The sequence below is a fragment of the Roseateles subflavus genome (assembly GCF_030285365.1).
In the GTDB taxonomy this organism is placed as follows: domain Bacteria; phylum Pseudomonadota; class Gammaproteobacteria; order Burkholderiales; family Burkholderiaceae_C; genus Roseateles_B; species Roseateles_B subflavus.
The window spans coordinates 328150-341747 of the sequence record NZ_JASVDS010000001.1 but is presented as its reverse complement, the minus strand read 5'-3'; the positions used below and the strand labels follow the sequence as shown (position 1 = coordinate 341747).

At 71.7% G+C, this 13598-nt stretch carries 19 protein-coding genes; 14 read left to right on the top strand and 5 right to left on the bottom strand.

Annotated elements, in window-relative coordinates; genetic code table 11:
- Positions 1 to 60: 60 nt before the first annotated feature.
- The 14 genes from QRD43_RS01545 to lepB all read left to right on the top strand — a co-directional run bounded on the left by QRD43_RS01545 (position 61) and on the right by lepB (position 9749).
- A complete protein-coding gene (locus QRD43_RS01545) occupies positions 61 to 591 on the top strand; it encodes a GNAT family N-acetyltransferase (protein ID WP_285980709.1) in 531 nt (176 codons plus the stop codon).
- Between the two features lie 31 nt (positions 592 to 622).
- Positions 623 to 1252: a LysE family translocator gene (locus QRD43_RS01540; protein ID WP_285980708.1), complete on the top strand. Its 630-nt coding sequence runs from the start codon at positions 623 to 625 to the stop codon at positions 1250 to 1252.
- A gap of 14 nt (positions 1253 to 1266) precedes the next feature.
- A complete protein-coding gene (locus QRD43_RS01535; protein ID WP_285980707.1) occupies positions 1267 to 1776 on the top strand; it encodes a GNAT family N-acetyltransferase in 510 nt (169 codons plus the stop codon).
- 4 nt (positions 1777 to 1780) lie between these two features.
- Complete coding sequence (gene yidD / locus QRD43_RS01530; RefSeq protein WP_285980706.1) at positions 1781 to 2170, top strand: membrane protein insertion efficiency factor YidD; 390 nt, start codon at positions 1781 to 1783, stop codon at positions 2168 to 2170.
- 28 nt (positions 2171 to 2198) lie between these two features.
- The gene (locus QRD43_RS01525; RefSeq protein WP_285980705.1) at positions 2199 to 2579 is read left to right on the top strand and encodes a YfeK family protein; all 381 of its coding nucleotides are present in this window, start codon (positions 2199 to 2201) and stop codon (positions 2577 to 2579) included.
- 71 nt (positions 2580 to 2650) lie between these two features.
- Positions 2651 to 3316: a DUF4197 domain-containing protein gene (locus tag QRD43_RS01520; protein WP_285980704.1), complete on the top strand. Its 666-nt coding sequence runs from the start codon at positions 2651 to 2653 to the stop codon at positions 3314 to 3316.
- Positions 3317 to 3441: 125 nt separating this feature from the next.
- Positions 3442 to 4881, top strand: coding sequence for an esterase-like activity of phytase family protein (locus QRD43_RS01515; protein WP_285980703.1), 1440 nt, complete (start codon positions 3442 to 3444; stop codon positions 4879 to 4881).
- Between the two features lie 157 nt (positions 4882 to 5038).
- Positions 5039 to 5299, top strand: a complete 261-nt coding sequence (gene bufA2 / locus QRD43_RS01510; protein WP_285980702.1) for a BufA2 family periplasmic bufferin-type metallophore — start codon at positions 5039 to 5041, stop codon at positions 5297 to 5299.
- 75 nt (positions 5300 to 5374) lie between these two features.
- Positions 5375 to 6226: an MNIO family bufferin maturase gene (bufB, locus tag QRD43_RS01505; RefSeq protein ID WP_285980701.1), complete on the top strand. Its 852-nt coding sequence runs from the start codon at positions 5375 to 5377 to the stop codon at positions 6224 to 6226.
- Positions 6223 to 7062 (top strand): HvfC/BufC N-terminal domain-containing protein, encoded by an 840-nt coding sequence (locus tag QRD43_RS01500; protein ID WP_285980700.1) that lies wholly within the window; start codon positions 6223 to 6225, stop codon positions 7060 to 7062. The genes bufB and QRD43_RS01500 overlap by 4 nt, the downstream gene beginning before the upstream one ends.
- 94 nt (positions 7063 to 7156) lie before the next feature.
- Positions 7157 to 7702: a peroxiredoxin gene (locus tag QRD43_RS01495; protein ID WP_285980699.1), complete on the top strand. Its 546-nt coding sequence runs from the start codon at positions 7157 to 7159 to the stop codon at positions 7700 to 7702.
- The gene (locus QRD43_RS01490; protein ID WP_285980698.1) at positions 7699 to 8454 is read left to right on the top strand and encodes a YceI family protein; all 756 of its coding nucleotides are present in this window, start codon (positions 7699 to 7701) and stop codon (positions 8452 to 8454) included. The genes QRD43_RS01495 and QRD43_RS01490 overlap by 4 nt, the downstream gene beginning before the upstream one ends.
- A 43-nt stretch (positions 8455 to 8497) precedes the next feature.
- A complete protein-coding gene (locus tag QRD43_RS01485) occupies positions 8498 to 8980 on the top strand; it encodes a hypothetical protein (protein ID WP_285980697.1) in 483 nt (160 codons plus the stop codon).
- Positions 8981 to 9068: 88 nt separating this feature from the next.
- Complete coding sequence (lepB, locus tag QRD43_RS01480; RefSeq protein ID WP_285980696.1) at positions 9069 to 9749, top strand: signal peptidase I; 681 nt, start codon at positions 9069 to 9071, stop codon at positions 9747 to 9749.
- A 48-nt stretch (positions 9750 to 9797) separates the two neighbouring features.
- On the opposite strand, the gene QRD43_RS01475 is transcribed toward lepB, so the two are convergent.
- The 5 genes from QRD43_RS01475 to QRD43_RS01455 form a co-directional block, all read right to left on the bottom strand.
- A complete protein-coding gene (locus tag QRD43_RS01475; protein WP_285980695.1) occupies positions 9798 to 10337 on the bottom strand; it encodes a DUF2059 domain-containing protein in 540 nt (179 codons plus the stop codon).
- Between the two features lie 33 nt (positions 10338 to 10370).
- On the bottom strand, positions 10371 to 10718 hold the full coding sequence (locus tag QRD43_RS01470; protein WP_285980694.1) for a hypothetical protein: 348 nt from the start codon (positions 10716 to 10718) through the stop codon (positions 10371 to 10373).
- A 32-nt stretch (positions 10719 to 10750) separates the two neighbouring features.
- Positions 10751 to 11014 carry a hypothetical protein gene (locus QRD43_RS01465; protein ID WP_285980693.1) on the bottom strand — a complete coding sequence of 88 codons (264 nt, stop codon included), beginning with the start codon at positions 11012 to 11014 and terminating at the stop codon, positions 10751 to 10753.
- Positions 11015 to 11109: 95 nt separating this feature from the next.
- Positions 11110 to 11400 (bottom strand): hypothetical protein, encoded by a 291-nt coding sequence (locus tag QRD43_RS01460; protein WP_285980692.1) that lies wholly within the window; start codon positions 11398 to 11400, stop codon positions 11110 to 11112.
- Complete coding sequence (locus QRD43_RS01455; RefSeq protein ID WP_285980691.1) at positions 11397 to 13553, bottom strand: caspase family protein; 2157 nt, start codon at positions 13551 to 13553, stop codon at positions 11397 to 11399. The genes QRD43_RS01460 and QRD43_RS01455 overlap by 4 nt, the downstream gene beginning before the upstream one ends.
- Between the last annotated feature and the right edge of the window lie 45 nt (positions 13554 to 13598).

The following is a 13598-nucleotide window of genomic DNA, read 5'->3' as shown; positions in this document are numbered from 1 at the left end:
TCATGGCAACGTGACCGGCGACATGCGTCGGTGCAGGGCCCCCTCTGGCAAGCTGTGCCCATGACGACGCCCATGCCGACGAGCACGCCGACCCCCTTGCCTGCCACCTCGGCACTCGTGCTGCGCGCCGGCCACGCGGGTGACGCCGAGGCGATCGGCGCGCTCATCGCCTCGCTCGCCCCGGCCTTCTTCCTCTCGCCGGACGGCGCCGGCACCGCGCCCTTCCTGGCCTCGGTGTCGGCCGCCGCCGAGGCGGGCTATCTCGCCGATCCCCGCTACCGCTTCTGGCTCCTGACCGACGGGGCCGACGAGCCCGGTGCGCTGGCCGGCTTCATCGCCAGCAGGGACGGGAGCCATCTGTTCCATCTCTTCATCGCGCCCGCCTGGCAGGGCCGCGGCCTGGCACGGCAGCTCTGGCAGGCGATGCACACGGCCGCAATCGACGCTGGCCACCGGGGCGGCTTCACCGTCAACGCCTCGCTCAACGCCGTGCCGGTCTACGCGCGCTTCGGCTTCGTGCCCGAGGGCGAGGTGCAGCGCGTGCACGGCGTGGCCTACCAGCCCATGCGCCACCCCGGCCCGGTGCGATGATGCGCCGTCACCGATCTGACCCCGTCCGCCCATGCCCTCGCTCGACACCCTGCTCGTCTTTCTCGGCACCGCCCTGGTGCTCGGCTTCACGCCCGGCCCGGACAACCTCTTCGTGCTGATGCAGTCCGCCACCCAGGGGCGGCGGGCCGGGATCGCCGTGGTGCTCGGCCTGTGCACGGGCATCGTGGTCCACACGACGGCCGTCGCCCTGGGCCTGGCCGCGCTGCTGGCGGCCTCGCCGCTGGCGTTCACGGTGATGAAGGGCGCCGGTGCGGCCTACCTGCTCTACCTCGCCGTCGGGGCCTGGCGCGCGCCCGCCACCGCCTTGCCGGGGGCCTCGCAGGCACCGGCCGAGCCGCTGGCCGCGCTGTACCGCCGCGGCATCGTGATGAATCTCAGCAACCCGAAGGTGCTGCTCTTCTTCTTCGCCCTGCTGCCCCAGTTCGTGGTGGCGGAGCGCGGCCCGGTGGCGCTGCAACTGGCGGTGCTGGGCGGGGTCTTCATTCTTTCCACGCTGATCTCCTTCGGCGCCATCGCCTGGGCCGCCGGGCTGCTGGGGGAGCGCCTTCGCCGCTCGCCCGGCCTGCAGCGCGGCCTGAACCGCTGCGCCGCGCTCGTCTTTGCCGGGCTGGCCGTGCGGCTGGCGACGGTGCAGCGCTGACCCCCGCCCCGCCCATGCTCGAGATCCGCCCGCTGCATCCTGGCGACTCCCTCGCCGAGCTCACCGCGCTGCTCCACAAGGCCTATGCCCGCCTCGGCGCCCTGGGGCTGAACTACACCGCCGTGGACCAGGACGAGGCCGCCACCGCCCGCCGCGTCGCCGGCGGACACTGCCTCGTGGCCCGCGTGCAGGGCGTGCTGGCCGGCACCGTGCTGCTGCAGCCCACCTACGCGCAGAACGATTGCGCCTACTTCACGCAGCCCGGCGTGGCGGCCCTGCACCAGTTCGCGGTCGACCCCGCGCGGCAGGGCCAGGGCGTCGGCCGGGCGCTCATGGCGGCCGGCGAAGACTGGGCCCGCGCGAACGGCTTCCGGGAGCTGGCCCTCGACACCGCCGAGCCGGCCACGCATCTCGTCACGCTGTACCGCAGCCTCGGCTACGAGCCCGTGTCCCATGTGCAGTGGCCTGGCAAGGTCTACCGCAGCGTGGTCCTGAGCAAGCGCCTCGGCGGCGCTGGGGCCTGATCGCATGCGTCGGCTGTTGCTTGCGCTCATCGAGCGCTACCAGCGTCACCTCTCGCCCCGCAAGGGCTATGGCTGCGCCTACCGCCTGCATTGCGGCGGGGCCGGCTGCTCGGGCCTCGGCTGGCGGGCGATCCGCTGGAAGGGCGCCTGGGCGGGACTCCTGCTGCTGCGAGAGCGTCTGGCGCGCTGCGCGGCCGTGCATGCCCGCGCGCATCCCGCACCTCGGCGGCCGCCCGCGGCGCAGCGGGGGGACTGCGACTGCGGCGGCTGCGACGCCCCGTCCGGCGGCTGTGACCTGGGGGACGCCTGCGACTGCTGCGACGCCTGTGACGTCTTCGAGCGCAAGTCCCGCCGCGAGCGCCGCAAGAAGACGTTCCGCGGCCGTTTTTCCTGAGCGGCCCAGCTTTTGCGATGATCGCGGCATGAAGATCTCCACCTCCCTGTGCCTGGCCCCCGTCCTGGCCCTTGTGCTGGGCACCGCCCATGGCGCGCCCACCGCGCCCGCCGTCCGGACCGAGATCCTGAGCCTGCTGCAGCGCCTGCAGGACTCCGGCTGCGAGTTCAACCGCAACGGCAGCTGGTACAGCGGCGCCGAGGCCCGCGGCCATCTGCTCAAGAAGCTCGACTACCTGGAGTCCCACGATGCCGCCCTCAAGCGCAGCGAGGACTTCATCCAGCAGGCCGCCACCAGCAGCAGCATGAGCGGCAAGCCCTACCTCGTGCGCTGCGCCGCCGCGGCGCCCGTGGAGAGCAAGGTCTGGCTGACGCAGGAGCTGACGAAGCTCCGCGGCGGCAAGACCTGACCCCGTTCATGGTGTCCCTCCCTGCCGCCACGTCCTTTGCCGCCCCATCCCCCAATTCGCCGGAGCCCGCCATGCTGAACCGCCGCACCGTCCTCCTCGTCACGCCCCTGTCGGTCGCGCTGCCCGCCTGGGCCCTGGGTGAAAGCGAAGCGGCCAGCGGCATTCGCGCGGCCCTGGAGCGGGGCGCCCAGGCCGCCGTCGCGCAGCTGGGCCGCCGGGACGGCTTCCTCGGCGATGACCGCGTCCGCATCGAGCTGCCCGATTCCGTCAAGGGCGCTGCCCGCCTGCTCAAGGCCACGGGCCAGGGCCACAAGCTGGACGAGCTGCTCACCGCCATGAACCGTGCCGCCGAGGCTGCCGTGCCCGAGGCCCGCCTGTTGCTGGTCAACGCAGCCCGGAACATGAGCGTGGAGGACGCCCTGAAGATCGTGAAAGGCGGCGAGGACTCGGTCACGCAGTTCTTCGCCGCCAAGACCCGCGAGCCGCTCACGCAGCGCTTCCTGCCCATCGTGACCCGCGCCACGGAGAAGCAGGCGCTGGCCGACAAGTACAACGCCGTCGCCGGCAAGGCCGCCGGCCTGGGCCTCGTCAAGCAGGACGATGCCAACATCCAGGGCTACGTCACCCGCCGCGCGCTGGACGGCCTCTTCTTCATGATCGGCGAGGAAGAGAAGCAGATCCGCCGCGACCCGGTGGGCACGGGCTCGGCGCTGCTGAAGAAGGTCTTCGGCGGCTGAACGGCCGGCACCGGGGGGCGGGTTGACCCTGTCCCGGACATGCGGGGGGGCGGTCGGCCCCGGCTTCACGGGCCTGTCATCGCGCCGCACAAAGATGCCGGGCTGGTCCTGCCTGGAGTCCTGCCATGTCCCGCCCCCTGCCCATTCCCCGGCCGCTGCCCCGCTTCGGCCTGCGTGCCCTGACCCTGTGCCTCGCGCTCGCGCTGCCCGCCGTCGCGAGCGCCGCCCCGCTGCTCGCCATCGGCTCGCTGACCGGCTCGCATGACCAGTCCGGCCTCTCCGGCACGCTGGAGAACGGTCTGCCGGCCGATGGGCTCGGCGGCATGGGCTCGGCCCTGGCCTGGGCGGGCGGCAACACCTTCCTCGCGCTGCCGGACCGCGGTCCGAACGCCACCGCCTACCGCCCGGCGGTCGACAACACCACGTCCTACATCAGCCGCTTCCACACCGTGCAGATGAACCTCACGGCCTCGGCCGGCGGCTCGCTGCCCTTCACGCTGACGCCGACGCTGCTGAGCACCACGCTGCTGTCCAGCCCGACGCCGCTCACCTATGGCAGCGGCACCGCCTTCGGCCTGCCCCACGGCGCGCCCGCCCTCAACACCGCCTCGCGCCAGTACTTCACCGGCCGCTCGGACGGCTTCGATCCGGCCCGGTCCTCGCTGAATCCCGACAACGCCCGCCTCGACCCCGAAGGCGCGCGCGTCTCCAACGACGGCCGCTCGGTCTTCATCAGCGACGAGTACGGTCCCTACGTCTACCAGTTCGACCGCGCGACGGGCCAGCGCCTGCGCAGCTACGCGCTGCCGGCCGAGCTCGGCGTGACCGTGCTGGGCACCACGACGGCGGCCGAGGACAAGCCGGTCAACAGCAGCGGCCGCGTGGCCAACAAGGGCATGGAAGGCCTGGCGCTCACGCCCGACGGCAAGACGCTGGTCGGCGTCATGCAGGCGCCACTGCTGCAGGACAGCAACAAGGTCATCCGCATCGTCACGATCGACGTCGCCACCGGCGTGACGCACCAGTACGCCTACCCGCTGACCGAGGGCAGCGGTGTCAGCGAGATCCTGGCCCTCAACGACCACGAGTTCATCCTGGACGAGCGCGATGACGCCGGTCTGGGCGACGGCAGCGCCGCCAAGACCAAGAAGCTGTTCAAGATCGACCTCCAGGGGGCCGCGGACGTCAGCGGCAAGAAGGGCGACCTGCGCAGCTTCGCGGTCAAGAAGCGCCTGTTCCTGGACGTGGCCTCGACCCTGATCGGCGCCGGCGTCGGGCTCACGGCCGAGACCGTGCCCGCGAAGATCGAGGGGCTGGCCTGGGGCGAGGACGTGGTCTGGAAGGGCCAGCGGCTGCACACGCTGTGGGTGGCCAATGACAACGACTTCCTGCCGACCGAGGCCGGGGGCAACCACTTCTACGTCTTCGGCATCGGCGACGACGATCTCAAGGGCTCGGTCTACGTGCCCCAGGACCTGAAGGCCGTGCCAGAGCCCGCCTCGCTGGCCCTGGCCCTGAGCGCGATGCTGCTGGGGGCCGGGGTGGTGCGCCGCCGCTCGCGCTGACCGTCCGCCCGGTCCCCCGCGGCTGTTACACATTTCTCCTGCCCCGCCTGTAAGTTCCTCGCGCCGGGCGCGACAGACCCGCAGATCCAGCCGCCGAGGTCTCGTGCCCGGCGCGCGGGATCGGTGTCTGACTTCAACAAGCAACCAGGAGATTCACATGCAACACCCCCTCAAGACCAGCCTGTCCGTCGCTGCCACCGCCGCGGCCCTGTTCGCCGCAGCCGCGATGCCCGCCCAGGCCCAGGCGCCCGCGGACGACGGCATGGTCAAGTGCTCCGGCATCAACAGCTGCAAGGGCACCTCGGAGTGCAAGACGGCCAAGAGCGACTGCAAGGGCCACAACAGCTGCAAGGGCCAGGGCTGGGTCAAGAAGAGCGAGGCCGAGTGCAAGAAGGCCGGCGGCACCGTCATGAAGTGATCGGCGGCACGCCGTCCGGGCCGGTGCCTGCCGCGTGCAGGCGCCGGCGTTCGATTCCTCTTGCGGCCGCCCGCCATGAGCTCCATCCCCATCGAAGGCTTCGGCCTGGGCCTGCGCGTCGAGCACTACCAGGCCCTCGGCGAGGCCCTGGACCCGGCCTTGCGTCCCCAGTGGCTGGAAATCATTTCCGAGAACTACCTGGTGCCTGGCGGCAAGCCGCTGCACCACCTGGAGCGCCTGCGCCGGGACTATCCCGTGGTGATGCACGGCGTCTCGCTGTCCATCGGCAGCGCCGATCCGCTGGATCTCGCCTACCTGCATGAGCTTCGCGCGCTGGCGGATCGTGTCGAGCCCGGCTGGGTGTCCGATCACCTCTGCTGGGGTGGGGTGGACCACCGCCGCCTGCATGACCTGCTGCCGCTGCCCTACACCGAGACCACGCTGCGCCACCTGCTGCCGCGCATCGCGCAGGTGCAGGAGCTGCTCGGGCGGCCGCTGGTGCTGGAGAACGTCTCCAGCTATGTCCGCTACGCCCAGGACGAGATGGGCGAGGCCGAGTTCATCGCCGCCCTGCTGCAGCGCAGCGGCGCCGAGCTGCTGCTGGACGTCAACAATGTCTACGTCTCCAGCCGCAACCACGGCTTCGACGCCCGTGCCTTCATCGACGCCATGTCCGCTGCGCGCGTGCGCCAGATCCACCTGGCCGGCCACGAGGACCTGGGCGAGCTGGTGATCGACACCCACGACCATCCGGTGTGCGACGCCGTCTGGGATCTCTATGCCTACACGCTGCAGCGCCTGGGCCCGGTGCCCACCATGATCGAGCGTGACGACGACATCCCGCCGCTGCCGGTCCTGCTGCAGGAGCTGGACCAGGCGCGGCAGCTCGCGCGCCGCACGCTCGCCGGTTGGCGGGAGGCCGCATGAGCGCGCCGTCCGCCCTGCCCACGCCGGCCACGCCCTCGCTGGCCGACACCCAGCGGCGCCTGCAGGCCCTGCTGCTGGACGCCGCGCCGCCCGATGCCGGGGATCTGCTCGATGCCGGCTCGGCGCGCGGGCTCGCCGTCTACCGTCATGCCTACCGCGCCCGCCTCGTCGCCGCGCTGCGGGACAACTACGCCGTCCTCGTCCAGGTCATGGGCGACGAGGACTTCGACGCGCTGGCCGCCGCCTATGTGCAGGCGAAGCCCTCGCCGCATGCCTCCATCCGCTGGTACGGTGAGCAGCTGGCCGACTTCCTCGCCGACCGTCTCGCCGGGCACGATGCGGTGGCGCATCCGGCCTTTGTCGACATCGCCCGCATGGACTGGACGCTGCGCGCCGTCTTCGATGCGGCGGACGAACCGGCGCTGGCCTTCGAGTCCCTGCAGCGCCTGGCCCCGCAGGACTGGGCCCGGCTTCGGCTGCGGCCCCGCGCGAGCAGCCGCCTGCTGCCGCTGGACTGGGCCGTGGCGCCCGCGTGGGCGGCGCTGGCCCGACGGGCCGCACGCGCGCCGGGGGATGACGGAGATGAGGCGCTCGCGCTGCCCGCGCCCGAGCCCCTGGTTCATGCCCTGCTGGCCTGGCGCCCGCAGCTGGAGACGCGCTGGCGCTCGCTGGCGCCTGGCGAGGGCGCGTTGGTCGCCGCCGTGTTCGCGGGGGTGGACTGGCCCGGGCTCGGCGAGATCGCCGTGACGCACTGGGGCGAGGACGAGGCGCCAGCGCGCCTGGTCGCCTGTCTGCAGCAATGGGTGGCGGAGGGCTGGCTGCGGGCGTCGGACTGAATTCCGCCCGCCCCGCGCCAGCAAATAGCCGAGCCCTGGCAGAGGGCTTGCGTCAGGGGCATGATGCGGGCCACTGAACCTCACAAGGACGCCCATGCGCGCGACCCCCCGCTTCTTCCTGCCCGCCCTCCTGGCCGCTGCCGCCCTCGCGGGCCCGGCCCACGCCGCCCTCAAGCCCGGCGACGCCGCCCCCGACTTCAGCGCCGATGCCGCCCTGGCCGGCGAGCCCTACCGCTTCCAGCTGGCCGAGGCGCTCAAGAAGGGCCCCGTGGTGCTGTACTTCTACCCCAAGGCCTTCACCAGCGGCTGCACCGTCGAGGCGCACCAGTTCGCCGAGGCCACGCCGAAGTTCCAGCAGCTCGGCGTCACGGTGATCGGTATCTCGAACGATGACATCGCCACGCTCAAGCGCTTCAGCATCGAGGCCTGCCGCAAGCAGTTCGCCGTGGCCGCGGACGCCGGCGCCAAGGTCATGAAGGCCTACGACGCCAAGCTGCTGATGATGGCCGACACGGCGGACCGCATCTCCTACTTCATCCTGCCCAACGGCCGCATCGGCGCCGTGCACGCCAAGATGAGCGCCGACGGCCACGTCGAGGCCATGATGAAGGCCGCCGAGGCCTGGAAGGCCGGCCGTTGAGCCTGGCGCCGCCCCGCCGACGCGCGCTGCTCGTCGCGGCGGCGGCCCTGCTCCTGTCGGCCTGCGCCGGCCCGGTGCCGTCCGCCGCGCCGTCGGCGCCGGGTGACGACCACCTCGCGCCGGAGCCCGTCGGCGGCGCGCAGTGGCGCGTCGATCCCGCCGGCTCGCTGCTGCAGGTGCTGGCCTTTCGGCAGGGCGCGCTCTCGGGCCTCGGGCACAACCACGTCGTGACGGCCCCGCAGCTGCAGGGCTGGCTGCAGACGCCGGCCGAGGCGGCGGACCCCTCGCGCCTGAGCGCCGCGCAGCTCGCCGCCACGCGCTTCGCCCTGGCCTTGCGCCTGGACGAGCTGCAGCTGGACGATCCCGTCCGGCGCGCACCGCTCGGCCCGGCCTTTGCCTCCGTGCCCGGCCCTGACGCCATCGCCGCGACGCGCACCAACCTCCTGGGCGAGGCCATGCTCGATGCCGCGCGCTTCCCCGGGCTGCGCGTGCAGTCCGTGGCCTTGCGCGGCGAGGGCGCGCACGTGCTGGCGGAGATCGAGATCGACTGGCACGGCCAGCGGCGCCGCTGGCGCCTGCCGCTGACGCTCTCGACGGGTTCGTCGCCTGAGGGTCAGGTCTTGCGCGTGCAGGGGCAGATGGCGCTGCGGCTCACGGACTTCGGCATCCAGCCGCTGAGCCTGCTGGGAGGGATGCTCGCGGTGCAGGACGACCTCGGGGTGACCCTGGATCTCCTGCTGCGTCCGCGCTGACACAATGGCGGCCCCTGTGCCGTCTGTGCCGCCCGACCTGCCCGTGACGCCTGTCCACTACCGCCGCTTCCGCTATGCCTTCTGGCCCCTGTGGCGGACGCAGCTGTCCGTGTGCATGGCGCTGATCGGGACCACCCTGGTCCTGAAGTCGGTCTGGACCGGCCAGCCGATCCAGCGGCCGGACCTGCTGCTGCATGTCGGGATGGGCCTGCTGATGGCGGTCGCCATGGCCGGCCCCGTGCTGGCCTTCCGCTTCCGGGTCGGGCCGCAAGGGCTGCACACCTTTGACGCACGAGGCCGCTGGCAGACCCTGCCCTGGGCCGCCATCCGGTCGGTCGAGCCCGCCCCGCTGCTGCATTTCCCCCATCTGCGGCTGCAGGTGGACGGCGAGGCCCGCCGCTTCTGGTTGCCGCTGATGCTCGCCGACCTGGATGGGCTGCACCAGGCCGTGGTCGAGACGGCCGGCGCCGCTCACCCACTCGCTCGCGCGCTGCCGCGCCCCGCCCGGCCTGCCTACCGGTCCTGAACGCCGCGCCGCCCGTCCGCCTGCCGCTGGCTTAAGGCCTTGCTAAGCCCGCCCCGCGATGCTGCGGGCTGGACACCCGGAGAGGCCCATGAAAACGCCCGTGATGCAACTGCTGCGCGAGAACCGCGGCTTCCTGATCTTTCTGCTGTGCTTCGGCTTCTTCCGCACGGCCATCGCGGACTGGAACCCCATTCCCACGGGCTCCATGCGGCCCAACCTGCTGGAGGGGGACGTCGTGCTCGTCAACCGCCTGGCCTACGACTTCAAGCTCCCGCTGAGCCAGATCGTCGTCGCCCGCCTCGGGGACCCGCAGCGGGGCGACATCATCACCTTCAGCTCGCCCACGGACGGCACGCGCCTGATCAAGCGCATCGTGGCGGTGGGGGGTGATGTGATCGAGATGCGGGACGAGCGCCTCTACATCAACGGCGAGGCCGCCCGCTACGAGCACGAGACCCCGGTGCGCGAGCCCGTGGCCGGTATCGGTGAGTGGCCGGCCCGGCGCGTGCAGGAGCAGGTCGGCGGTCAGACCCGCCAGGTGCAGTGGCTGGACGGCGTCCATGCCCGCTCCAGCTTCGAGCCGCTCACCGTGCCGGCGGGGCAGCTGCTCGTGCTGGGTGACAACCGGGACAACAGCGCGGACTCCCGCTACATCGGCCTCGTGCCTCGCGAGGCCGTGATCGGCCGGGCGCATCACATCCTGGCGTCGGCGGACCTCGACGGCGTGTGGACGCCGCGCCTGGAGCGCTTCGGCATGCCCTTGAGGTAAGCGCCGGCTGGGCCGGTGGCCAGGCCGCGGCACCGCATCAGGGCCTCTTCAACGGGGCGCCGGTGCCTGGCACTCGGCCAGCATCTGCTCCGCCAGCCGCTGGGTTGCCGGCGGCGACGGCGGGAACAGGCGCTGCAGCTTCCGGCCCTCCGCCGATTCGAAGAAGGCCGTCGCCGCGGACATGTCCTCGTACGAGAACTCCGGCATGGGCTCCTTCACGGTGGGATCGAAACGCTGGTGAGCGTTGACCAGCGAGGCCTCGGTGAACTTCCGTCCGAGCGGCGAGGAGAAGAAGGCGAGGGCGGCGCGGATGTCGGCATCGGACAGATGCGCCGCCAGGTGCTGCGCAATGGAGGGCGTGAGCCGCGCGGCGTCCTGCCGGGTCAGGCACTCGTAGGCGGCCATGGGCACCTGGCCCTGCAAGGCGCTGCGACGGGTGTGCCACTGCAGCGAGTCGAGGACGGCAAAGTCCAGCCGCATGACGGAGGCCAGCTGCAGGGCGGCGTCTTCAGGCGGCGACGCGGCCCCCGTGGCATGGAAGCCCGGCAGCAGAACGAAGGCGATGAGGCATCGGCGGAGTGCGGACATGGCGGTTCAGGGCGGTGGGTTGGGGGGGCGGGTTCACCCGAGACGGGACGACTGGAACTTCACCGCCCCGCCGGGACCGATCGTGGTCTTGCGGTCGCACAGCAGGCGGAAGCTCGCCGAGTGGGAGGCGCAGATCGGGAGGGCCTGGTCCGGTGCGGGAATCTTCAGGACCTGCCCTTGGCGGACTTCATGCGCGGTCTCGAAGGCCTCGCCGACCAGGAAATGGCAGGCGCCCGTCGATGAGGCCAGGCAGTGCAGGGTCACGGCGCCCGGCTCGGTCTCGCTGTCGATCTTGGTGGAGACGCTGCCGGGCAGCGAGGGGAGCGTCGAGCAGCCCGCCAGGAAGACGGCAGCCGCTGCAAGAGGAAGAAGGCGGGACATGAGGGGGCTCTGAAAGTCGGCGTGGAGCGGCGTCAGGCGGCAGGAGGGAAGAGGTCGTTGAAGGCCGCCACGTAGGGGAAGCCAGGGCGTTCGGCGTGCTTGTCTTGGTATCGCTGAAGTCGCGCCCGAACGGTGTCCAGGTTCCAGGCGCCCCAGCCATACATCTCCTTTGGCAAATTGTGGAATGCGTAAGCCAGGTCATGAGCCTGTTCACCTTCCAGGTAGCGAAGCTCGATGAATGCGGCTGCCATCAAATCGCAGAGTCGTTGGCGCTGTGCTTCTGTGGGGAGTGGCATCGTCGAGTGTCCTGGCGGATGGGTGTTGACATGGCGAAGCGATCGTCGGCTGGCCGACGCGAGCCGGCTCGAACGACGGAGCAGGCCGAGCGTCGTCAGCGTTCCGGTGGCGCATGAATGGTGAAGCTGGCAAGAAAGTCGACGGCCGTGACGGCCTCTCCGGTGCTGCGCAGGGTGTACACCGCCGCCGGATCGGCGGCATCGAGTTCACCGCCGAAGGGGATCGTGAACGATCCCGACCCGTCCGACTTCTCGAAGACCAGCGTGTGATCGCCGACGCCGTCGATGAGTCCGTGCATCTGCACCTGCTCCCGCACTTGCCCCGCCGCATCCAGATAGGTCAATCCGACCAGGATCCTCTTTCCCATGAAACGAGGCGCGTTCATGGCGAGCCCCCCTCCGCTCCCCACCGCTCCAGCATCCCCACCAGCGCCCGCCCGCCTTCCGCGCTCAGGGTGGTGAACAGCGCGGGGGTGAGCGCCTTGGCCAGCGCTGCCAGCTCGGGCGGGTAGAGGCCGGAGTCGTCATCCGGGTCGAGCAGGGACCAGCCCTCGCGCAGCCAGGGGAAGGCGCCCGCGACCAGGCCCGTGACGGCCGGGGTGGCGGCGCGGAGGTAGTCGGGCAAGACGGTCTTGCCCTCGCGGGGCGCGCGGGCGGCCCCGACGGCAGGGACCGCGACCTCGATCAGCCCGTCCGGCCGCCGCCGGGCCGGAAGGCGGGCGAGCAGCGCGATGTCGAAGGGAATGGGCTGGCCGAACTGCACGAAGTAGCAGGCGGTGCGGATCACGTTGTCGAGATCGCCGGCCCGGTCGTGGAGGTAGGCGGCCAGCACGCCCAGCACGGGGTCCTGATGCTTGCCCGCCCGCAGGTCGATGATCAGCGCCAGCAGCTGCGCCGCGCTCAGCGTGCCGGCGGCACGGTAGGCGATGGCCTGCTCCGTGCCCTGGGTGTCCTTGCTCGCCCGGTGCCGACAGACCAGGCTGCTCACGCCGGCCCCGTCGATACCGAACGTGGCGACGAACGCCGGCATCGCCGCCGCTCCGGCCCAGCGGCCATCATCGAGCTCCACGAGCAGGGGATGGGCCTCTTCAAGCGCCTGGGCCTTTGCCCGGCCTGCTGCCGTCCGGCGGAGAGACTCGATCCGCCACCACCGCCCATCCTTGACATTCACCGCCCTGGCTCCTGGGCCCAGCCATACCGCGCGCGCTTGTGCGCCGTACAGGCCAAAGCCCGCGCGAATCTGGGCGACGGCGGGGCGGCTCTGGGCGGCGATGCCGTCCCGGACGGCCGCAGCGACACCTTCGGCGGCCGCCCGCTGAAGGGCCGCCGCCTCGCGATCCCGGCTAATCACGGTCTTCAGGCGGACGCCCGTCGGCGTGGGGGTGCTCTGCGCAGGGAGGATGCCTGCAAAGGTCAGCGAACGCCCGGGCTGGCGGGACGGCCTCACGCCGGCAGGCACGGGCGGCTTGGCGCTGAACTTGATGGGCGGTCTCAGGCCAGGCCTGGCCGCGGCCTTCATGGGGGGGCGCTGCCCTGGTTTGGCGGCTGCCTTCACGGGAGGGCGCCGCACTGGTGTGGCGGCTGCCTTCGCGGGAGGCGCGCGCAGGCGTTTCCGAGATTGCAGATCCAACGCCGTCAGGGTGAGCGGCGGCACCGGCTCGTGACGGGTCGACCAGCTGCCGCCGGGCGGCGGCTTGAGTCGGCCGCTCGACAGCCGGCTGTCGAGCGAGATGGAGGCGATCTCCGCCGGATCCGGCCACGGGGCGAGCCTCGGCTTCTTCTCGGGCAGCGCGTCCACGTAGAGATCATCCGGAAAGCGCAGCCCGGGCTCGATCTCCGGCTCGAGCTCGAGGCCGTACTGCTTCGCGCGCGCCGGCACGGCGGTGTCCAGCCAGGTCGCGAGCGAGTCGCTGAAGAGGCAGTGCCGGCCGTCGCGCTGCATGAAGGCCTCTTCCGCGCCACCGTTCAGGGCCTCGACGAGCAGCGTCGAGAACAGGCATCGGTCGTCCGCCTGCGAGCTGCCGCGCAGCATGAAGGCGGCCGCGTAGCTGGAGGTCGCCCGGAAGAGGTCGGTCTGCAGGCGGCGGTCGGCACACGTGCCGCGGCGCACGCCCGGGTGGGGCGTCAGCAGGCCCGTCTCCGCACTGGTGGACGCCTTGCGGCAGGCATCGGAGACGATCACCAGCTGGCGCAGGTTGTAGCGCGCAAGAAAGTGCCGCATGGCGCTGATGGAGATGGCCTCGTTCTCGTCCAGCCATTGAGAAAGCAGCCACAGGTCCTCGAGGCCGTTGAGCACCCCGTGGCCGGCGAAGCTGATGATGAGGCGGTCCGTTTCCTCGCGGTCGGGGAGCAGCTTGGCGAGTGCCGTCTCGATGTCCTTCAGCCGCACGGCGCGGGACTTGTCCGTGAGGACCTTCGTGACGTAGCCGGCCTTCTTCGCCCAGGCGCCCAGCGCCTCGGCCGCCCGGACGGCGCCGCCCAGGTAGGTCAGCGGAGGGGCGTCGCCGATGCCGATCGCCAGGCAGGCCCTACGTGCCATGTCGCTCTCCTCGCTTGCTTGTCCATGGATGCCGGCGGGATACCG